This is a genomic window from Streptomyces sp. NPDC002138, assembly GCF_040296485.1.
Taxonomy (GTDB): Bacteria; Actinomycetota; Actinomycetes; order Streptomycetales; family Streptomycetaceae; genus Streptomyces.
On the sequence record NZ_JBEOXE010000014.1, the window covers coordinates 99,838 to 119,032 of the forward strand.

Sequence of the window (19,195 nt, forward strand, 5' to 3'; positions counted from 1 at the left end):
GATGATCGGGCGGGGAGGGGAAGTGCCGGTCAGCCGAGCAGGGAACGGCCGATGATCTCCTTCATGATCTCGGTCGTGCCGCCGTAGATGGTCTGGATGCGGCCGTCGACGAACGCCCGCGCGACCCGGTATTCGTTCATGTATCCGTATCCGCCGTGCAGTTGCAGGCAGCGGTCGGCGACCCGCTTCTGCAGCTCGGTCGCCCACCACTTGGCCATCGAGGCGTGGACGGCGTCCAGCTCCCCGTTGGCGTGGTCGACGATGCACCGGTCGAGGAAGGTGCGGGTGACGGCGCACTCGGTGGCCATCTCCGCGATCTCGAAGCGGATGTGCTGGAGCTTGGCGAGCGGACGCCCGAAGGCCTCGCGCTCCTTGACGTACGCGGTGGTGATCTCCAGCAGGTGTTCGGCGGCGGCGATGCCCGCCATCGCGATGCCCATCCGCTCCTGGGCGAGGTTGGTCATCAGGTGGACGAAGGCGCCGTTCAGCTCGCCGAGCAGGTTCTCCTTGGGGACGCGTACGTCGTGGAAGAACAGCTCGGCGGTGTCCTGGGCCTTCTGGCCGATCTTGTCGAGGTTGCGGCCGCGCTCGAAGCCCTCGGCGCCGCGCTCCACCACCAGCAGGGACAGGCCGTGCGCGCCGCCCTCGGGGGTGGTCTTCGCGACGACGATCACGAGGTCGGCCAGGATCCCGTTGGAGATGAAGGTCTTGGAACCGTTCAGCACCCAGTGGTCGCCGCGGTCCTCCGCGCTGGTCCGGATGCCCTGGAGGTCCGATCCGGCGCCCGGTTCGGTCATCGCGATGGCCGTGATGGTCTCGCCCGAGCAGAAGCCGGGCAGCCAGCGCCGCTTCTGCTCGTCGGTGGTCAGCGAGGTCAGGTACGGCCCGATGATGTCGTTGTGCAGGCCGATGGCCAGCCCGGCGGCGCCCGCCCGGGTGAACTCCTCGGCGATGACCGCGGCGTAGCGGAAGTCCGGGTTCCCGCCGCCGCCGTACTCCTCCGGTACGGCGAGCCCGAGCAGCCCCTGGCGCCCCGCGGCCCGCCACGCCTCGCGGCTGACGATGCCGTCCTTCTCCCACTGCTCGTAGTGGGGCAGCACCTCCTTGGCGAGGAAGGTGCGCACGCTCTCGCGGAACGTCTCGTGCTCGGGTTCGAAGATCCGGCGCTTCACGGGGTCTCAGTCCTCCTGCTCGTACAGGGCCGGGACGTCCCAGTCGCGGGCCACGGATTCGGTGTGCGCGCCCGGCAGGGCGGGGCCGCCGCGCACGGCGGCCGGGGTGGCGGAGAAGCGGGGCGCGGGGGCGGGCTGGGTGATCCCGCCGAAGTCGGTGAAGGTGCCGCGGGCGGCGAGGTGCGGGTGGGCCGGGGCCTCGCGCAGCGACAGCACGGGGGCCACGCAGGCGTCCGTACCGTCGAAGACCTCCGTCCACTCCTGGCGGGTGCGGGTCTTGAAGCGGGCGGCGACGGCCTCCCGCAGCTCGCCCCAGCGGGCCAGGTCCTTGCGGGCGGGGGCCTCGTCCTTGATGCCGAGCAGGTCGGTGAAGGTGTCGTAGAACTGCTGCTCCAGCGCTCCGACCGCCATGTACCCGCCGTCGGCGGTCTCGTAGGTGCCGTAGAAGGGGCAGCCGCCGTCGAGCAGATTGGCCCCGCGCCGGTCCTGCCAGCCGCCGGCCGCCATCATGCCGTGGATCATCGAGGTGAGGTGCGCGGTGCCGTCGACGATCGCCGCGTCGACGACTTGGCCCGTCCCGGTGGCGCGCGCGTGCTGGAGGGCGGCGAGGACCCCGATCACGAGGTAGAGGGAGCCGCCCGCGTAGTCCCCGACCAGGTTGGCGGGGACCGCCGGGGGCTCGTCCGGCTTGCCGATCATGCCGAGGGCGCCGGTGACCGCGATGTAGGCGATGTCGTGTCCGGCGCTGTGCGCGAGGGGACCCTCCTGGCCCCAGCCGGTCATCCGGCCGTAGACCAGCCGGGGGTTGCGGACGTGGCAGTCGGCCGGACCGACGCCGAGCCGCTCGGCGACCCCGGGGCGGAACCCCTCGATGAGTACGTCGGCCCGCTCGACCAGGTCCAGGACGCGGGCCGGGCCCTCGGCGGACTTGAGGTCCAGCAGGACGGAGCGTTTGTTGCGGTTGGTGATGTCGAAGGCGGGGTTGACGGCCAGGCCGCCCCCGCCGGGCCGGTCAACGCGGACGACGTCCGCGCCGAGGTCGGCGAGGAGCATGGCGGCGAACGGCCCCGGGCCGATGCCCGCCAGCTCGACGACGCGCACTCCGGCGAGCGGGCCGTTCCCTGTCCCTGCCATCGAGGTCACTGCCATCGAGCCCCCAGCATCCGTGGTACCCCTGTGTGACACAACTGATGTAACACCAGTGATGCTAGGAAGGGGCCCGGAGGAACACAACCCCCTGGGGCGGTCGACCGAGCAAGCGCTTAGCGACTTTCCACTCCTCGTCCTACCCCTCGGTCCCGGAGCGCTCGTCGAGCGCCTTCACATGCCGCTTGAGGGCCACGGTCCGGTAGCTCTCCTCCACCCACTCGCACAGCACCTCGGCGCTCGGCGACCCCTTCTCCCCCAGCGGTACGGTGACCCAGCCCGAGCGGCCCAGCCCGTACCCGGTGGGTTCGGCGCCCGGCGCGGTCATCGCGTGGCCGTGCAGGTCCTCGTCCGTGAGCTTGACCGACAGGCCGGGCGGCTCGGGGCCGTCGGCGCTGCCCAGGAAGACGAAGATCTTCTTGTTGATCTTCACCACGGAGCTGGCCGGATCCCACGGCTGCTCCTCGACCGCCTCCGGCAGCCCGAGGGCGAACTCCCGCACCGCCTCCCACTTGCGCACCGCAGCCTTCATCGACGCCTCCCACTCACCACAGGTCACACCTGCTCGCACGGACAGTCGATCCTCACGCTAGCCTCAGCGACTCCAGCATCATGCGCATCTCACGCCAGGCCGCGTCCGAGATGGCGCGGGCCACGCGGTGGTTCTTGACCATGTTGCGCACGGTCAGGTCCCCGGCGCCGGAATGCGGAGGACGTGTACTCGGCGGACTTGCGGTACCACTTCCGCGACTTGAAAAGGAGCCAGGATGAACAGCCGAAACAGCCGAAACAGCCGGGACGGCGACCGGAACGCGCCGGAAGGACCTGAACGCGCCTACGACGTGGTGCTCTTCGGGGCGACCGGGTTCGTCGGGGCACTGACCGCCGAGTACCTCGCCGCGCACGCGCCCGCCGGATGCCGGTGGGCGCTCGCGGGCCGGGACCGCGCCAAACTCGAACGGCTCCGCGAGCGACTCGCCGCCGTCCACCCCGGCTGCGCGGAGCTGCCGCTGCTGACCGCGGACGCCGCCGACCCGCGGCAGGTGCGGGAACTCGCCGCGGCCACCCGGGTGCTGGCCACGACCGTGGGCCCGTACGTCCGGTACGGCGCGGAACTGGTCGCCGCCTGCGCCGCGGCCGGCACCGACTACCTCGACCTCACCGGGGAACCGGAGTTCGTGGACCGGATGTACGTCGAGCACGACGCGCGCGCCCGGGAGAGCGGCGCGCGGATCGTGCACGCCTGCGGGTTCGACTCGATCCCGGCGGACCTCGGCGCGTACTTCACCGTCCAGCGGCTGCCCGAGGGCGTCCCGCTGACCGTCGACGGGTTCCTCCGCTCGCACGCCACCTTCTCGGGCGGCACCCTGGCCTCGGCACTCGGTGCCTTCGGGCGCGGGCCGCAGACCCTGGCCGCCGCGCGGGCACGCAAGCTGCACGAGCCCCGGCCGGCGGGCCGCCGGGCGCGGGGGCCGGTCGGGGCGCCCCGCTACAGCCGGGAGACCGGGACCTGGGCGCTGCCGCTGCCCACCCTGGATCCCGGCGTCGTGGCCCGCTCGGCGGCCGCGCTGGAGCGGTACGGTCCGGACTTCCGCTACCGCCACTACGCGTCCGTGCGGCACCTGCCGGTCGCGCTGGCCGGGGCGGGCGCGGTCGGCGCGACGGTCGCGCTGGCCCAGATCCCGGCGGTGCGCACCTGGCTCGGCGGCCTGTGGGAGCCGGGCACCGGGCCGGACGCGGAGCGCAGGGCGCGCAGCTGGTTCACGGTCCGGTTCGTGGGCGAGGGCGGCGGGCGCCGGGTGTTCACCGAGGTCTCCGGCGGCGACCCCGGATACGGCGAGACGGCGAAGATGCTCGGGGAGTCGGCGCTCTGCCTGGCGTACGACCCGCTCCCGGCGACCTCGGGGCAGGTGACCACGGCGGTGGCGATGGGGGACGCGCTGCTGGAGCGGCTCCAGAAGGCGGGCATCCGCTTCCGGGTGGTGGACGAGCGCGCGGTGTGAGGCCCGGGGGCGCGGCGTGAGGCCCGGGGCGCGGCGTGAGGCCCGGGGGGCTCGCGGCCGCTCCCTCAGCCTGCCTCCCGCAGGGCCAGGCGGCAGAGGGCGTCCGCGCGGCGGGTGCTCTCGGGGATCCGGAAGCGCGGGCTCAGGGCCAGGGTGTGCGCGGCGGCGTTGTCGAGGGAGACCCGGTGGCCCACGGACACGTACACCGGCTTGGTCCCGTCCTGGGTGCGCAGCGCGCGGCCGACCTCGGCGCCGTCGGGGGCGAGGAGGGGGGAGGCGTCCCCCCGCCGGGTGCCGGGCTCCTCGTACGTGAAGGTGAACGGATTCTTCGCGACGCCGATGGTGGCCAGCCCGGTGACCACCCCGAGGTGGCAGGCGAGCCCGAAGCCGCGCGGGTGCGCGAGCCCGTAGCCGTCGCAGACGACGAGCCCGGGCGCCTCGGTGAGCGCGTCCAGGGCGGCCAGCACGGTGGGCAGTTCACGGAAGGCGAGCAGGCCCGGCACGTACGGGAAGCTCACGTGCCCCACGGCGGTCGCCTCCTCGACGACCTCCAGGGTGCGCGCGTCGAGGACGACGGCCGCGGCGGCGACCAGGTCGCGCTCGTCGTCGTACGCCACGTCGACACCGGTCACCCGGCCCTGCCCGACCGGCGGTCCGGTCTCGGTGAGCACGACCTGGTGCCGCAACGCGTCCTGGATCGCCCGGGCCTCGGCCTCATCGGCGGGGGTCTTCACACTCGTCATGATGGTGCGAGAGTAGCCTGACGATCATGTTCGTAATGGAGCTGACCTACACCGCGCCCATCGAAGCCGTCGAGGACGAGATGGACGCGCACCTCACCTGGCTGGACGGCTACTACGCCTCGGGCGTCTTCCTCGCGTCGGGCCGCAAGGTGCCGCGCGAGGGCGGCGTGATCCTGGCGGCCGGGGTCTCCCGCGCCGAGATCGAGAAGATCGCCGCCGAGGACCCCTTCGCGGTGGCGGGCGTCTGCGCCTACCGCATCACGGAGTTCATCGCGACCAAAACCTCCACGGACCTCTCCACGGTCCGCGAATCGCCGCTGGTATAGGGGGTGTTGGCCGGGACGCCCCGGCGGGGCGAGGCGCGGTGCGCGGGGACGGGATCCCGGCAGACCTGACCCGGCCGGGCGGGCAGCGGACGTACCCCGCGGGCCGGCGACCGGTGGGAGTGCGTCGCCGCGCCGGCCCGGGCGCGGGTCACTCGTGGGCGGGAGTACCTACTCCCGCCCGCCCGGCTCCAGGCGGGCCGCGCGGCCCTTCTCGCCCGCCGCCCAGCAGGACAGGTCCGGGGTGCAGTCGACCGTGTCGAAGGAGCCCGTGCCCAGCGGGCGCCAGGTGCGGCCCGCGTCGAGGGTGACGTCCGTGCCGGTCGGTCCGACCGCCAGGGCCGCCGCGCCGGTGTACGGGATCCAGGCCACCCCGGAGCGGTAGGCGGGCGGCGGCGCACCGGCGGGGCGCCAGCTGCGGCCCGCGTCGGCGGAGACCGCGCCGGCCTTCGGGGAGGCCTCGCCGGTCCGGTAGTCGCCGCCGACCGCCAGACCGTGCCCGCGGTCGCGGAAGGCCAGCCCGAAGACCCCCTTCGCGGGGTCCCCCGCGGGGAGGGTGGAGTCGGCCGCGCTCCAGGTCACGCCCCGGTCCGCCGAATGCAGCACCCGCGCGCTCGCACCGCCCCCGGTGGCCAGCCAGACGTCGGACGCCCCCGCACTGACCAGGCACTGCCCGCTCGCGGCGAACCCGGCCTCCCCGGGCAGCGCGTCCGGCATCCCGGCGTTCGGCAACACCCGCCAGCTGCGGCCACCGTCCGCCGTGGACAGGATCCGGAACTTCCCGTCCACCGGGTCGCTCACGGCGAGCCCGTGCGCGGGATCGAAGAAGGTCAGGCAGTCGTAGAAGGCCCGGGGATCGGGGTTGCGGAAGGCCTCGGTCCAATGGGCCCCGCCGTCCTCGGTCCGCCAGACCCGGGAGTCCTCGCCCTCGCCGATGGACAGGGCCACGGCGCGCCGCGCGTCGAAGGCCTCGATGTCGCGCAGCTCCAGGCCGGCGGCCCCGGGCGGCGAGACGTCTCCCCAGGTGCGGCCACCGTCCACCGTGCGCAGCACCTTGCCCTGGGATCCGGACAGCCAGGCCGTGGAGCGGCTGACCGCCGCCAGCCCGCGGAAGCGGGCGTCCGTACCGGTGCCCTTGAGGGCCCAGCCGAGTCCGGATCCGGACCCGGTACCGGACCCGGATTCGGACCTGGTATCGAGCCCGCCCGCCGCAGCGAGCCCGGACGAGCCGCCGGCTTCCGCCCGGGCGGGGGCGGCCAGCACCCCGACCAGAGCTGCCGCGCACATGCCAACCGCCAGAAGTCTCATGGCGCCGGAAGCTAACGCACCCCGCACCGGCCGTCCAGGGCGCGTCACCGCCACCCGGGCCGCCCGCCACCGCGCCGCGCACCGGCGGCGCGACCACGCAGGGTGTCCGTTCGGCGACCCGGGTGATCCCTTAGGCCTGTGGGACGAGTGCGATTCAGCCTTCCTCGAAGCGCCGGGCGGACCGCCCCAGCGCCCCACTCCCCTTGCGCCCCATGGCCACCACGGCCTGACCGTGCGATCACACAACACACTTCCGGCCATTCGGTGACACAGCTCACTCCCTCCCCCCATGCACGGATTCGCGTTTTCCCGCGTCTATCCGGATGCCGGGCCCCAGCCACAGTCCGGCCACCGATCCGCCGCAAGGGAGCGAGCCTTGATCACCATCATCGAGCAGGCCGTGCAGGCCCGTCTGGTCGCCACAGCGCCGAAGGTCGAGACCGTCCCCGTCACCTTCCACTACGACCGCTCGGATCCCTTCGCCGTCCGCATGGCCTTCCCCGCACCGGCGACGCTGGAGGGCGTCGAGGTGTCGTGGACCTTCGCCCGCGAGCTGCTGGAGGCGGGCCTGGACCGCCCCTGCGGCCACGGCGACGTGCGGGTGCGGCCGTACGGATCGGGCCGGACCGTGGTGGAGTTCCACGCTCCGGAGGGCGTCGCGATCGTCCTGATGGCCAGCTCGGAGCTGCGCAGCTTCCTGGAGCGGGCCGCGACCGTGGTCCCGCCGGGGCTGGAGCACCTGTACCTGGACGTGGACCACAGCCTGGCCGAGCTGATGCGCGACTCCTGTTGACGGCTGCCGCTCGACGACCGCCGCGCAACAGCTGCCGTGCGAAAACCGTTTGCGGGCCGCCGCGGCCCTGCGTAGCTTCGTAGACGCCCCATTGCCGCCGAAACGGAGCAGGACGTTGCTCATCTGAGGTCCGAGACACCGACCCCCCAAGCCCTCCGCCCATCGTCCGGAGTGCTCCCGTCGGCCGTCTCCCCGCGTTGCATCGCACCATTCACGCAACCTGGAGGCCTCCATGAGCCATGCCCCTACGTTCGTCACCTGTTCCTCCCTGTCCTTCGACTGGCCGGACGGAACCCCCGTCTTCGACGGGCTCCAGCTCGCCATCGGCCCCGGCCGTACCGGACTGATCGGCCTCAACGGCGCGGGCAAGTCCACCCTGTTGAAACTGATCGCGGGTGAACTCCTCGCCGCCGACGGCCAGATCGCCGTGGCGGGTACGGTCGGCCACCTCCCCCAGGGCATCACCCTCGACACCTCGCTGCGCGTGGACGAGGCCCTCGGGATCGACGCTGCCCGCTCCGCCCTGCACGCCATCGAGGCGGGCGAGGCCACCGAGGCCAACTTCGCGGCGGTCGGCGACGACTGGGATGTGGAAGAGCGCGCCCTCGCCACCCTCGATCAGCTGGGGCTGGGCCGGATCGGCCTCGACCGCACGGTCGGCGAGCTGTCCGGCGGCGAGTCGGTCCTGCTGAGGCTGGCCGCGCTCCTGATCGCCCGGCCGGACGTCCTGCTGCTCGACGAACCCACCAACAACCTCGACCTGCGGGCCCGGCGCAGGCTGTACGCAGCCGTCGAATCCTGGACCGGCGTCCTGGTCCTGGTCAGCCACGACCGCGAGCTGCTCGACCGGGTGGACCAGATCGCCGAGCTGCGCGAGGGCGAAGTCCGCTGGTACGGCGGGAACTTCAGCGCGTACGAGGACGCCCTGGCCACCGAGCAGGAGGCCGCCGAGCGCCTGGTCCGGGTCGCGGAGGCCGACGTACAGCGCCAGAAGCGCGAACTGTCCGACGCGCACGTCAAACTGGCCCGCCGCAAGCGGTACGGACAGAAGATGAACGACACCAAGCGCGAGCCGAAGATCGTGATGGGCCAGCGGAAGCGGCAGGCCGAGGTGTCGGCGGGCAAGCACCGCATCCTGCACACCGAGAAGCTCGCGCAGGCGCGGGAGCGGCTCGACCAGGCGGTGGAGGCGGTGCGCGACGACGACGAGATCCGGATCGAGCTGCCCGCCACCCTCGTCCCGGCCGGGCGCACCGTGCTGACCCTGCGCGGACTGCGCCTGGCACACACGGGTGCGGTGGCGGTTCCGGGCGAGTGGGAGATCCGCGGACCGGAGCGGATCGCCCTGGTCGGGCGCAACGGCGCGGGCAAGACCACCCTGCTGCGCACGGTGGCGGGGCTGATCCCGCCGGTGTCCGGCGAGGTGCTGGCGCACGTACCGGCGCGCTTCCTGCCGCAGCGGCTCGACGTGCTCGACGACGAGCGGTCGGTCGTGGAGAACGTGGCGCGCTTCGCCCCGGAGGCCACGAACAACCGGATCCGGGCGCGGCTCGCCCACTTCCTCTTCCGGGGCGCCCGGGCGGACCGGACGGCGGGCACCCTGTCCGGCGGCGAGCGGTTCCGGGCGGCGCTCGCGGCGCTGCTGCTGGCGGAACCGGCTCCGCAGCTGCTGATGCTGGACGAGCCGACGAACAATCTGGACCTGGCGAGCGTGCGGCAGCTGACGGACGCGCTGGATTCGTACGAGGGGGCGCTCATCGTGGCCGGCCACGACGTGCCGTTCCTGGAATCGATCGGGATCACGCGGTGGCTGCTGCTCGACGACGAGCTGCGCCCGACCACGGCGGAGGAGGTGCGGGAGTCGATGTGGCAGGACTGAGCGGGCTCGGGTCCGCGCCGCCCCCGGCTCGGGTCCGCGCCGCCCGGCGCGGATCACCGGCGTCAGGCGCGGATCACCGGCGTCATACGGGCCCCAGGGGTCGCTCCGTGTGACACTTGCGCTACGAACCGTAGCGTAATGGTCATCCGCCCTGCCCGGACCGCAGGAGAGGGGAACCGCCCGTGCCACCGAGGAGTACGCCGACGGCCCGGCAGCAGCGCCTGGGCGCGGAGCTGCGCAGGCTGCGCGAGCAGTCGGGCATGACGGTGCAGCGGGCCGCCGCGCTGCTGGGGGTCGACCGCACCCGGATCCCGAACATCGAGTCCGGCCGGATCGGCATCAGCGAGGAGCGGCTGCGCACCCTGGCCCACCACTACGGCTGCCCCGACGCCGCGTTCGTGGACCTGCTCGCGGCGATGGCCCGGGAACGCGACAAGGGGTGGTGGGAGCGGCACCGCGGGCTGCTGCCGCCGGGCCTGCTCGACATCTGCGAACTGGAGCACCACTGCGCCGCGTTGCACACGGCGGTGACCACGCACATACCCGGTCTGCTGCAGACCGAGGAGCACGCGCGGGCGGTCTTCGACACCGCCGACCCGCCGCTGCCGGAGCCCGACCTCCAGGCCCGCCTGGCGCTGCGCATGGACCGCCGTCGCGTCTTCGAGCGGGAGCGGCCGCCGTCGTACGAGGCGGTGGTGCACGAGGCGGCGCTGCGCATGCGGTTCGGCGGGCCGAGGGTGGCCCGGGCTCAACTGGAGCACATCCTGGCCGAGTCGGAGCGCGACCTCACGACGGTCCGGGTGATCCCCTTCAGCGCGGGGGGCTTTCCCGGCGCCGGTCAGTCGTTCACGTACGCGGCCGCCGCGATGAGCCGGCTGGACACCGTGCAGCTGGACAGCTCGCACGGCTCGACGCTCCTCGACGCGCACACAGAGCTGCTGCGCTACCGGGGGCTGCTGGACCGGCTGCGGGCCCTGTCGCTGCCGGCGGCCGCCTCGCGCGACTTCGTCCGCGCGATCGCGCGGGACCTGTGAGGCGCGCACCGAAGAGGACCGAAGAGACATGGCGACGACCTCAGCCGCAGAGCGACGAGAGACGAGAAGGAAGACATGAGCACGACGACGACCGGGGCCGCCGCCCCCGCCGCGCCCACAGCCCGCTCCCACCGCGCCATCGACTGGGACGAGGCCTTCTGCAGCGAGGGCGCGAACTGCTTCCGCTTCGGCCGGGACGCCGACGGCAGGGTCTACATCGGCACGACCGGCTCCGCCGCATACGTCTCGGACACGGCCGAGGCGCTCCGCGCCCTGATTTCGGCGGTCAAGGGAGGTGCGGCGGATCACCTTCTGGTGTGACTTTGGGCGCCGCGGCGCGGCCTCGAACTGCATACATAACCGGACGTAACCAGCCACCGCGAGGGGTGGGGCTTGGTTCCTCTTGACGCCGCGCTTAACCTACGGGTTCGTAGGCTACGGAACCGTAGGTATTCGCTTTGTCCCCAGGAGCACCCGTGACGATCACCTCTCCCCACCTCGGCAGCTCGGAGGCGTGGACCGACGCCAAGCTGCTGTTCGCGCTGGAAGAGGTGGTGGAGAAAGAGCTGAACCGCCACCTGAAGGTGACGAAGGACTGGATGCCCCACGAGTACGTTCCGTGGAGCGACGGCCGCAACTTCCCGGGCTTCTTCGAGGACGGCGAGGAGTGGCATGTCGGCCAGTCCAAGGTCACCGACATCGGTCGGACGGCTCTGGTGGTCAACCTCCTCACCGAGGACAACCTCCCGAGCTACCACCACGAGATCGCCTCGCTCTTCGGCCGCAACGGCGCCTGGGGCACCTGGGTGCACCGCTGGACCGCGGAGGAGGGCCGCCACGGCATCGTGATGCGCGACTACCTCCTCGCGTCCCGCGCCGTGGACCCGGACAAGCTCGAAGAGTTCCGGATGATGCACATGTCGGAGGGCTTCGAGTCCGACAACCGGCACTCGATGCTCCACTCGGTGGCGTACGTCGCCTTCCAGGAGCTGGCCACGCGCATCTCGCACCGCAACACGGGCCACCAGTCCGGTGACCCGGTGTGCGACCGGATGCTCGCCCGCATCGCGGCCGACGAGAACCTGCACATGATCTTCTACCGCAACCTGCTCGGCGCCGCCTTCGAGCTGGCCCCGGACCTGACGATGCAGTCCGTGCGCGACGTGGTCGTCGGCTTCCGGATGCCGGGACACGGCATGCCGGGCTTCGAGCGGGCCGCCGCGCAGATGGCCATCGGCGGCATCTACAACATGCGCATCCACCACGACGACGTGCTGAGCCCGGTGCTGCGCTTCCTCAAGGTGATGGAGATCGACGGCCTCGGCCCCGAGGGCCAGAAGGCCCAGGACGAGCTGGGCATGTACATGGACGGCCTGGACTCCGAGGCCCGCAAGTTCGACGAGCGGCTCGCCGCCCGCGCGGCCCGCATCGCGGCGCGCAAGGCCTGATCCGACCACCCGTGACCCGCGGTGGGCCCGGTCCGCACCCCTTCCGCGAGTGACGACGAGCCCCGACAGAGCACCGCTCTGCCGGGGCTTTCGGCCGTGACCCGACTGTCAGCCGCGACCCGGCTGTCAGCCGCGCGGGCGCAGTGCGTGGCGCTCGCCCTCCGACAGGCCGCCCCAGACGCCGAAGCGCTCGTCGTTGGCCAGGGCGTACTCCAGGCAGGCCACCCGCCCCTCGCACGCCCCGCACAGCCGTTTCGCGTCGCGCAGGGACGAACCGGGCTCCGGGAAGAAGAAGCCGGGGCCCGTCTGCGCGCAGAGGGCGAGTTCGTACCAAGAGGCGTCCGTCGTCGCCGTTGCCGTGCGTTCGCTCGTGTTCATCGACATGCGCAGATACTCACCGCGCGCGATGTACGTCCGATCAACGACCGATCAACAACGTCGTGATGGGGTCGCGAGCACACCGGAGGGAGTGCGCCGCGACGGCCGAGAAGTCCCCGCGGCGCGCGTGCAACCGGCGGATGGGCGTGCGCGGTCGGAGACGTAGTGGAACGGGATCGCGTGGCGCAGTGACGTCCCGCGCGTTCTCGCACCTCGGCTGACATGACGCCCGGCTGCCACGGGCGCGAGGTCCGAGCCGCGGGCCCCGGGCCCCGGGCCCCGGGCCCCGGGTCAGGATGCCAGGCGGGCGAGGGCCAGCGCGTGGGCGCGGTCCAGGGAGTCGGCGGCGGTGCACGGGACGTCCGGCTGTACGCCGACGCCCTCCCAGTTCGCGCCGGAGACGGGGTTGACGGCGCGGCCGACGGGGACGGTGGCTTCCAGGTGCGGGTGCACCGTCCAGCCCTGGCACGGATGTGCGCCGCCACGCGTGCGCTCGCCCACGACCACGGCGCGGCCGAGCTGCTGGAGGTCGTACGCCAGCTCCTCGGCGGCAGAGAAGGTGGTGCCACTGGACAGCACGTACAGCGGCTTGGTGCCGCCGAAGCGCGCGCCGGGAACGTGCGGCAGGCTCCAGGACTGCTCGCTGCGCTCGCCGCCGCGCCAGTGCATGGTGTTGAGGTGGGTGCGCTCGTCGAGCAGGTAGCTGCAGACGAAGGCGACCGTGTCCGGGTCGCCGCCCCGGTTGGCGCGCAGGTCCACGATCAGCGCCTGGGCGCGGGAGGCCAGGGTGAGCGCGGCGCTCAGCGGTTCGGCGGTCCACTCCAGCGGAAACAGCATCGGCGCCAGCTCCACCACGGCGACCCCTCCGTCGAGCAATTCCACCCGGGGCACCCCGCCCAGCGAGGTGTCGAAGTCCCGGCGCATGGCGTCCCGGGTGGCCGCCCCCCGCTCCGGGGAGACCGGGTCGGCGTGGTGCTTCAGTCTCAGGTGCCGGTCGCCGTTGACGGACTGCAGGTCCGCGGTGACCCGTCGGGAGAGCTCCTCGGCGTCGTCGACGTCGTAAGCCCCCTCGGCGAGGCGTCGTCGCAGCAGGCCGGCGAGCTGCTGGGCCATCTCGGGGAACACGTAGTTCCCGGTCAGCAGTCGGACCGTCTCGTCGATGACGGGGGCAGGCAGGAGCTTCGTCAGAGTCGTCATGGCAGGGAGTAGAGCACCGCCCTTGCGAAAGCGTCAAGGAATTTAGACACTTTCGGTATGAGCGATCAGCCTTCCTACCCGCCCCCTCCTGAGGACGTCCTGGAGATCAGCGCGCCGGAGCAGTTCGCGGCGCTCGCCCACCCGTTGCGTCAGCGGTTGCTCTTCGCCCTGAGCCAGCGGCCCGCCACCGTCAGCCGGCTCGCGGAGCAGCTCGACGCGAAGAAGGGCAACCTCGCCCACCACCTCAAAGTGCTCCGCGAAGCCGGGCTGGTCCACATCGCCGAGACCCGCCGGGTCCGCGGCGGCACCGAGCAGTACTACCAGCGCACGGCCCGCCACATGCTCGTCGCCGAACCCCGGGCGGCGGGCACCGCCGCGATGCTCGCCGCGGTCGCCCAGGAGCTGGACCGCTCCGCCGCCGAGCCCCACCTGACATTGCGCCACCTGCGTCTCGGCCCCGCGAAGGCGAGAGAACTCGGCGAGGTCCTCACCCACCTGGTCGACGGGGCCGAGGAAGACGGGGAGGACCAGCCCGTCCACGGCGTGTTGGTGGCGCTCTACCAGCAGGCTCCGCCGACCCGCGCCACCGGTTCCGCCGAGCGGCACCCACCCGAGGAGACAGGGTGATCACGGAGCACCAGCGGCGGGTGCGCGAGCGCTGCCTCGCCGCCCCCGTCATGCCGGCGCCGCCGCCCTGGCGGCCGGTCCCGGACCGCGGAACCCCGATCGGCGGCCCGCTCGGCATCGGTTTCGCGGCCCCTCCGGACACCGGTCTCACCCTGGCCGTCGCGACCAGCAGCGACCTCACCCTCCGGGCCCGCCCGCCATTCCCAGGCCAGGACTGAACGCGGCTTCGCCCTCGCGCACTTCGGGGCCACGGGCCGGGGCCCGGGTCAGTCCTCGTGTTTGGCGCGGCTCGGTTGGACGCGCTTCGGTTCGCCCGGCATCTTCGGGTAGTCCGGGGGGTACGGCATGTCGCCCATGCCGTGCTCGTGTTCGTCGCGCTCCGCCAGGGCCAGGACGGCGTCCAGGCTGAAGGCGTGGTCGTCCATGTCCGCGTGGAGGTCGCCGAGTTCGGCGAAGCGCTTCGGCATCGTCACGATGTCGAAGTCGCGGGGCTCGGCCGCGTCGACCTCGTCCCAGCGCAGCGGTGCGGAGACCGGGGCGTGGGGGCGGGGGCGGACGGAGTAGGCCGAGGCGATGGTGCGGTCGCGCGCGGTCTGGTTGTAGTCAACGAAGATCCGCTCGCCACGCTCCTCCTTCCACCAGGCCGTGGTGACCTTGCCCGGCATCCGGCGCTCCAGTTCCCGGCCCAGGGCGATCGCGCACCGCCGGACCTCCGTGAACGTCCAGCGCGGCTCGATCGGGACGAAGACGTGCAGGCCCCGGCCGCCCGAGGTCTTGGGCCAGCCGCGCAGGCCCAGCTCCTCCAGCAGCGCGCGCAACTCATGGGCCGCCGCCACCGCGTGGTGGTAGTCGGTCCCGGGCTGGGGGTCGAGGTCGATGCGCAGTTCGTCGGGGCGGTCGGTGTCCCCGCGGCGCACCGGCCACGGATGGAAGGTCAGGCAGCCCAGGTTCGCGGCCCACAGCACCGCGGCCGGCTCGGTCGGGCAGATCTCATCGGCCGTGCGCCCACTGGGGAAGGCGATGTGGGCGGTCGGGATCCAGTCGGGCAGGTTCTTCGGCGCGCGCTTCTGGAAGAAGGACTCGCCGTCCACCCCGTCCGGGAAGCGCTCCAGGGTGGTCGGGCGGTCGCGCAGGGCGCGCGTGATGCCCGGCGCCACGGCCAGGTAGTACCGCGCGACGTCCAGCTTGGTCAGGCCGCGCTCGGGAAAGTAGATCTTGTCCGGGCTCGACAGCCGTACGGCCCGCCCGCCCGCGTCCAGCTCGATCGCATTGCCCGCAGCACCCATGTGCGCCACGGTAGGCGGGCCCGGCCCACCTCGCATACCGGGCGAGTGCGGACGTACCACCGCAGAATCGGTGACAAGGAGGAGACGTGGAGGAGACATGGATCTGCCGGTGATGCCCCCCGTGAAGCCGATGCTCGCGAAGTCCGTGGCCCGGATTCCCGCGGGCATGCAGTACGAGGCGAAGTGGGACGGCTTCCGCGCCATCGTCCACCGGGACGGGGACGAGATCGAGATCGGCAGCCGCACCGGCAAGTCCCTGACCCGCTACTTCCCCGAGCTGGTGACGGCGCTCCAGGAGAACCTGCCCCCGCGCTGCGTGGTGGACGGGGAGATCGTGATCGTTCAGGGCGGGCGGCTGGACTTCGACCGGCTCACCGAGCGCATCCACCCCGCGCAGTCCCGCGTCACCCTCCTGGCCGAGAAGACCCCGGCCAGCTTCATCGCCTTCGATCTGCTCGCGCTCGGCGACGAGGCGTTCCTCGACACCCCGCTCGCCGACCGGCGCACCACGCTCACCGAGGTCCTGTCCACGGCCCGTCCCCCCGTCCATCTCGCGCCCGCGACCACCGACCCCGCGCTCGCGCGGGAGTGGTTCGACCGGTTCGAGGGCGCCGGGCTCGACGGGGTGATCGCCAAACCGCTCGATCTGCCCTACCGGCCCGATGCCCGCCTCATGTTCAAGATCAAGCACGAGCGTACGGCCGACGCCGTCGTCGCGGGTTTCCGTTTCCACAAGAGCGGTCCGATTGTCGGATCGCTTCTCCTCGGCCTCCACGACGAGCACGGCGCGCTCCAGCACGTGGGCGTCTGCGCCGCCTTCCCCATGAAGCGCCGCGCCGAACTCGTCGAGGAGCTCGAACCGCTGCGCATGGCGAGCCCCGAGGGCCACCCCTGGGCGGCCTGGACCGAGGAGTCCGCCCACGAGAGCGCCCGGCTGCCCGGCGCGCAGAGCCGCTGGAGCGGCAAGAAGGACCTCTCCTGGGTACCGCTGCGCCCCGAGCGGGTGGTGGAAGTGGCCTACGACCACATGGAGGGCGACCGCTTCCGGCACACCGCCCAGTTCCGCCGCTGGCGGCCCGACCGGGTGCCGGAGAGCTGTACGTACGCCCAGCTGGAGGAGGTCGTCGGCTACGACCTGGCCGAGGTGCTCGGCCTCACGACGACGTGAGCTTCTCCCACTCCAGGCGGTCCGGACCCGCCACGTTCGGCGTGTACTGCGGCCGGTCCGCCAGCCAGCGCGCGACCCGGGCCCGGATCTCCGGGTCGGCGTAGGCCCGCTCCGGCGTGTCGGCCAGGTGACGGACCCGCGCCCGGGCCCGCATGACCTCCGGGTCGTCCAGGGCGCAGTCGAAGAGGGCGGCCATCTCGCGCGCCGTGCCCGTGCGGCCGGCCCGGGTCGCGAACCGCTCCCCGATCGCCGCGTCGGCCACCACCTGGAAGTCGAACCACGGCTTGAGGGTGCGCACCGCCCACGCGTGGTGCTCGGCCGCGAACCGGACCGACCCGGGGTCCTGGTGCGCCGTACGGGCCACCCGCAGCGCGGCCCACAGGGCGAGCGAGGTGCCCTGCCCCAGGGTCGGGTTGGTGTGGGTGATCGCGTCCCCGATCGGTACGAACCCGCTGACCACCGGCCCCCGCTCGTCGACCAGCGCACTCCACCGGTTGTCCAGCCCGGCCGTGGCCATGACCTCGGACAGCGGTTCCGCGCCCAGCTCCAGCCAGGCCGCGCCGGGCGGGAAGGCACGGGCGGCGGCCTCGAAAACGGCCGGGTCACGCAGCGCGGAGCGGGTCGCGTCCTGCGTGTGCACGAACAGCGTCACCGCGAACACCCGGTTGTCGGCGGGGAAGACGGCGCACCCGGCGAAGGCGCCGCCGGTCACCGTCCACGGGCGGCGCGGCCCGTCGTCGAGCCCCTCCGGCAGCCGGTACCAGCGGCAGAAGTAGGCGAGCCCGGTGCGGTGGCGCTCCACGACGGCCGGGCGGCAACCCGCCTCCGCGAGCCACCGCTCGGCTCCCCCGCGCCGGCCCCCCGCGTCCACGACGAGGTCGCCCTCGTACTCCCCCGCCGCCGTCTCCACACCTGTGACCCGGATGCCCGGTGCGTCCTGCGCCGTGGCCGCCGGCCCGCCCGGCGCACCGGAGGCCGCCGTCCCCGCCGCCACCACCCCGCCCGCCCGTTCCGTCAGCAGTCCGGTCACCGGCTCGCCGTACCGCGCGACCACCCCCGGCTCGGCGCGCAGGGCCGTGGCCAGGGCGCTCTCCAGCACGATGCGGCGGGCCTGGAGCATCACGAGGTCCTCGTCCCCGGGCCGTGCGGCCGGGCGTTCCTCGAACCAGTCCAGCTCGTGGCGCTCCCGCGCGCCGAGGCGGAGCATCTCCCGGTGCACGTCCGGCAGTGCGTCGCGCAGCAGGTTGCGGGCCGCCCCGAGCAGGACGTGGGGCTGCGTCGCCTGCGGTACGGAGAGCCGCCGCCAGCCGAAGAAGTCCCGGTCCAGGGCGGTTCCCGGGGCCCGGGTGTCGCGTTCGAACAGCTCGGCCGTGTGCCCGTGCCGCGCCGCCAGCAACGCGGTGGCCAGCCCTCCGACGCCGCCCCCGATGACCAGCACATGTGCCATTGCGTCCCCCTGAGCCGATGAACGGTACGACGATCAGACCGCCCAGAGCCTGCGCGGGCGGACCCGGAGCGAAACCCGCACAGGTGAGCGAGGGCCGGGCCTCACGCGTCATCCACCCCCGCCGCTTCCGCCGGTCCCGCCGCCCCCACCGCTCCCGCCACGCCGCCGGCCCCTGCCGCTGTCGCCGCTTCCGCCACCGCCGCCCGGATCTCCGCCTCGAGCAGATCCGCGTTGATCTCGATCGCCGCGCGCACCCCCTGCGCGGCCGCGGCGATCACGTTGTCCGTCGGCGAGGTCACATTGCCCGCCACCCACACCCCCGCGAGCGCAGTGGCCCCGCCCGGCCCGGCCTCGACCCGGGTGCCGAGGTCGTGTCCCTCGTGTACCTGACGGACCGCCGTGAGGCCCAGACCGCTCAGCACCCCCGAACGGGCCGTGAACCGCGGGGCCACCACCAGCGCGGAGCACGCGACGACGCCCCCGCCCGCCAGGGTCACGCCCGCGAGCCGGTCGTCCTCGGTCAGCGTCAGCCCGCGGACCTCGCCCTCGGCCACCCCGATGCCCCGCGCGGCCAGCGCGGCGCGCTCCCCGTCCGGCACCCGCCAGGTGTGCGCGAGCAGGGTGACGTGGGCGCTCCACTGCCGCCACAGGTGTGCCTGGTGCAACGCGCGCGGTCCGGTGGCCAGCACCGCGAGCGGCAGGTCCCGCACCTCCCAGCCGTGGCAGTGCGGGCAGTGCAGTACGTCGCGGCCCCAGCGGGCGGCCAGCCCCGGTACGCCGGGCAGCTCGTCCCGCAGCCCGGTGGCGACCAGCAGCCGGGCTGCGCGGACGGTGGAACCGTCGTCCCGGCGCACCAGGAAGCCGCCCCCGGGCAGCGGATCGGCGGCGATCGCCGCACCGGGAACGATCCGGACGCCGTAACCGATCGCCTCCGCGCGTCCCCGGGCCAGCAGAGTGGCCGGGTCCACGCCGTCATGGCCGAGGTAGCCGTGCACCTGGGCGGCCGGAGCGTTGCGCGGGCTGCCCGCGTCGATCACCAGGACCGAGCGCCGGGCCCGCGCCAGGGTCACCGCCGCGCTGAGCCCCGCGGCCCCGCCGCCCACGACGACGACCTCCACCGGCCGCGCGTCCCGTCCCGCCCCGGAATCCGCCCCGCCGACCCCACCCACGACATCCACCGCACCCACAGCACTCACCACACCCACCACACCCACCACGCCCACCACACCCATCCTCGTCGCGG

General features: G+C 73.3%; 20 protein-coding genes. 10 read left to right on the top strand and 10 right to left on the bottom strand.

Features of this window, described 5'->3' with window-relative positions; all coding sequences use genetic code 11:
* Positions 1-29: 29 nt before the first annotated feature.
* From ABT084_RS12295 to ABT084_RS12305, 3 genes are all read right to left on the bottom strand, one after another.
* Complete coding sequence (locus ABT084_RS12295) at positions 30-1,172, bottom strand: acyl-CoA dehydrogenase family protein (protein ID WP_351041495.1); 1,143 nt, start codon at positions 1,170-1,172, stop codon at positions 30-32.
* A gap of 6 nt (positions 1,173-1,178) precedes the next feature.
* On the bottom strand, positions 1,179-2,306 hold the full coding sequence (locus ABT084_RS12300; RefSeq protein WP_351041497.1) for a CaiB/BaiF CoA transferase family protein: 1,128 nt from the start codon (positions 2,304-2,306) through the stop codon (positions 1,179-1,181).
* A gap of 151 nt (positions 2,307-2,457) precedes the next feature.
* On the bottom strand, positions 2,458-2,850 hold the full coding sequence (locus tag ABT084_RS12305; protein ID WP_351041500.1) for an MmcQ/YjbR family DNA-binding protein: 393 nt from the start codon (positions 2,848-2,850) through the stop codon (positions 2,458-2,460).
* Between the two features lie 235 nt (positions 2,851-3,085).
* Here ABT084_RS12305 and ABT084_RS12310 point away from each other — a divergent pair, with 235 nt between their 5' ends.
* The gene (locus tag ABT084_RS12310; protein WP_351041502.1) at positions 3,086-4,321 is read left to right on the top strand and encodes a saccharopine dehydrogenase family protein; all 1,236 of its coding nucleotides are present in this window, start codon (positions 3,086-3,088) and stop codon (positions 4,319-4,321) included.
* 65 nt (positions 4,322-4,386) lie between these two features.
* Here the strand turns inward: ABT084_RS12310 and ABT084_RS12315 are convergent, their stop codons facing one another.
* A complete protein-coding gene (locus ABT084_RS12315; RefSeq protein ID WP_351041505.1) occupies positions 4,387-5,064 on the bottom strand; it encodes an endonuclease V in 678 nt (225 codons plus the stop codon).
* A gap of 26 nt (positions 5,065-5,090) precedes the next feature.
* Between ABT084_RS12315 and ABT084_RS12320 the strand changes: the two genes are divergently transcribed.
* Positions 5,091-5,390: a YciI family protein gene (locus ABT084_RS12320; protein WP_351041508.1), complete on the top strand. Its 300-nt coding sequence runs from the start codon at positions 5,091-5,093 to the stop codon at positions 5,388-5,390.
* Positions 5,391-5,558: 168 nt separating this feature from the next.
* Here the strand turns inward: ABT084_RS12320 and ABT084_RS12325 are convergent, their stop codons facing one another.
* A complete protein-coding gene (locus ABT084_RS12325; RefSeq protein ID WP_502968911.1) occupies positions 5,559-6,686 on the bottom strand; it encodes an oxidoreductase in 1,128 nt (375 codons plus the stop codon).
* Between the two features lie 385 nt (positions 6,687-7,071).
* Here ABT084_RS12325 and ssgD point away from each other — a divergent pair, with 385 nt between their 5' ends.
* The 5 genes from ssgD (at position 7,072) to ABT084_RS12350 (ending at position 11,849) form a co-directional block, all read left to right on the top strand.
* Entirely contained in the window at positions 7,072-7,488 is a 417-nt protein-coding gene (gene ssgD / locus ABT084_RS12330; protein ID WP_351041514.1) for a spore wall synthesis regulator SsgD, read from the top strand.
* Between the two features lie 232 nt (positions 7,489-7,720).
* Positions 7,721-9,367, top strand: coding sequence for an ABC-F family ATP-binding cassette domain-containing protein (locus ABT084_RS12335; protein ID WP_351041517.1), 1,647 nt, complete (start codon positions 7,721-7,723; stop codon positions 9,365-9,367).
* 182 nt (positions 9,368-9,549) lie between these two features.
* Positions 9,550-10,401, top strand: coding sequence for a helix-turn-helix domain-containing protein (locus ABT084_RS12340; protein ID WP_351041519.1), 852 nt, complete (start codon positions 9,550-9,552; stop codon positions 10,399-10,401).
* 75 nt (positions 10,402-10,476) lie between these two features.
* Positions 10,477-10,722 carry a hypothetical protein gene (locus ABT084_RS12345; protein ID WP_351041522.1) on the top strand — a complete coding sequence of 82 codons (246 nt, stop codon included), beginning with the start codon at positions 10,477-10,479 and terminating at the stop codon, positions 10,720-10,722.
* A 155-nt stretch (positions 10,723-10,877) separates the two neighbouring features.
* The gene (locus ABT084_RS12350; protein WP_351041525.1) at positions 10,878-11,849 is read left to right on the top strand and encodes an acyl-ACP desaturase; all 972 of its coding nucleotides are present in this window, start codon (positions 10,878-10,880) and stop codon (positions 11,847-11,849) included.
* A gap of 126 nt (positions 11,850-11,975) precedes the next feature.
* Here the strand turns inward: ABT084_RS12350 and ABT084_RS12355 are convergent, their stop codons facing one another.
* Both ABT084_RS12355 and ABT084_RS12360 read right to left on the bottom strand, forming a co-directional pair.
* Positions 11,976-12,233: a WhiB family transcriptional regulator gene (locus ABT084_RS12355; RefSeq protein WP_502968906.1), complete on the bottom strand. Its 258-nt coding sequence runs from the start codon at positions 12,231-12,233 to the stop codon at positions 11,976-11,978.
* A 285-nt stretch (positions 12,234-12,518) separates the two neighbouring features.
* On the bottom strand, positions 12,519-13,424 hold the full coding sequence (locus tag ABT084_RS12360; protein ID WP_351041528.1) for a S41 family peptidase: 906 nt from the start codon (positions 13,422-13,424) through the stop codon (positions 12,519-12,521).
* Between the two features lie 57 nt (positions 13,425-13,481).
* Between ABT084_RS12360 and ABT084_RS12365 the strand changes: the two genes are divergently transcribed.
* Both ABT084_RS12365 and ABT084_RS12370 read left to right on the top strand, forming a co-directional pair.
* Positions 13,482-14,051 carry an ArsR/SmtB family transcription factor gene (locus ABT084_RS12365; RefSeq protein WP_351041531.1) on the top strand — a complete coding sequence of 190 codons (570 nt, stop codon included), beginning with the start codon at positions 13,482-13,484 and terminating at the stop codon, positions 14,049-14,051.
* Positions 14,048-14,269 (top strand): hypothetical protein, encoded by a 222-nt coding sequence (locus ABT084_RS12370; RefSeq protein WP_351041533.1) that lies wholly within the window; start codon positions 14,048-14,050, stop codon positions 14,267-14,269. The genes ABT084_RS12365 and ABT084_RS12370 overlap by 4 nt, the downstream gene beginning before the upstream one ends.
* Before the next feature lie 48 nt (positions 14,270-14,317).
* Here the strand turns inward: ABT084_RS12370 and ligD are convergent, their stop codons facing one another.
* Complete coding sequence (gene ligD / locus ABT084_RS12375) at positions 14,318-15,337, bottom strand: non-homologous end-joining DNA ligase (RefSeq protein WP_351041536.1); 1,020 nt, start codon at positions 15,335-15,337, stop codon at positions 14,318-14,320.
* A gap of 97 nt (positions 15,338-15,434) precedes the next feature.
* Between ligD and ABT084_RS12380 the strand changes: the two genes are divergently transcribed.
* Positions 15,435-16,505 carry an ATP-dependent DNA ligase gene (locus tag ABT084_RS12380; protein ID WP_351041538.1) on the top strand — a complete coding sequence of 357 codons (1,071 nt, stop codon included), beginning with the start codon at positions 15,435-15,437 and terminating at the stop codon, positions 16,503-16,505.
* On the opposite strand, the gene ABT084_RS12385 is transcribed toward ABT084_RS12380, so the two are convergent.
* On the bottom strand, positions 16,492-17,952 hold the full coding sequence (locus tag ABT084_RS12385) for an NAD(P)/FAD-dependent oxidoreductase (protein WP_351041541.1): 1,461 nt from the start codon (positions 17,950-17,952) through the stop codon (positions 16,492-16,494). The two genes, ABT084_RS12380 and ABT084_RS12385, sit on opposite strands and share 14 nt — an antisense overlap.
* A gap of 101 nt (positions 17,953-18,053) precedes the next feature.
* Complete coding sequence (locus ABT084_RS12390) at positions 18,054-19,121, bottom strand: NAD(P)/FAD-dependent oxidoreductase (RefSeq protein ID WP_502968912.1); 1,068 nt, start codon at positions 19,119-19,121, stop codon at positions 18,054-18,056.
* Positions 19,122-19,195: the final 74 nt, after the last annotated feature.

Excerpts from the sequence above, each read along its gene's own strand:
- ABT084_RS12365 (WP_351041531.1), top strand. The coding sequence starts at position 13,482 with ATGAGCGATCAGCCTTCCTACCCGCCCCCTCCTGAGGACGTCCTGGAG.
- ABT084_RS12335 (WP_351041517.1), top strand. The coding sequence starts at position 7,721 with ATGAGCCATGCCCCTACGTTCGTCACCTGTTCCTCCCTGTCCTTCGAC.
- ABT084_RS12315 (WP_351041505.1), bottom strand. The coding sequence starts at position 5,064 with ATGACGAGTGTGAAGACCCCCGCCGATGAGGCCGAGGCCCGGGCGATC.
- ABT084_RS12355 (WP_502968906.1), bottom strand. The coding sequence starts at position 12,233 with ATGTCGATGAACACGAGCGAACGCACGGCAACGGCGACGACGGACGCC.
- ABT084_RS12385 (WP_351041541.1), bottom strand. The coding sequence starts at position 17,952 with ATGGCACATGTGCTGGTCATCGGGGGCGGCGTCGGAGGGCTGGCCACC.
- ABT084_RS12345 (WP_351041522.1), top strand. The coding sequence starts at position 10,477 with ATGAGCACGACGACGACCGGGGCCGCCGCCCCCGCCGCGCCCACAGCC.
- ABT084_RS12380 (WP_351041538.1), top strand. The coding sequence starts at position 15,435 with ATGGATCTGCCGGTGATGCCCCCCGTGAAGCCGATGCTCGCGAAGTCC.
- ABT084_RS12320 (WP_351041508.1), top strand. The coding sequence starts at position 5,091 with ATGTTCGTAATGGAGCTGACCTACACCGCGCCCATCGAAGCCGTCGAG.
- ligD (WP_351041536.1), bottom strand. The coding sequence starts at position 15,337 with ATGGGTGCTGCGGGCAATGCGATCGAGCTGGACGCGGGCGGGCGGGCC.
- ABT084_RS12305 (WP_351041500.1), bottom strand. The coding sequence starts at position 2,850 with ATGAAGGCTGCGGTGCGCAAGTGGGAGGCGGTGCGGGAGTTCGCCCTC.
- ABT084_RS12360 (WP_351041528.1), bottom strand. The coding sequence starts at position 13,424 with ATGACGACTCTGACGAAGCTCCTGCCTGCCCCCGTCATCGACGAGACG.
- ABT084_RS12300 (WP_351041497.1), bottom strand. The coding sequence starts at position 2,306 with ATGGCAGGGACAGGGAACGGCCCGCTCGCCGGAGTGCGCGTCGTCGAG.
- ABT084_RS12310 (WP_351041502.1), top strand. The coding sequence starts at position 3,086 with ATGAACAGCCGAAACAGCCGAAACAGCCGGGACGGCGACCGGAACGCG.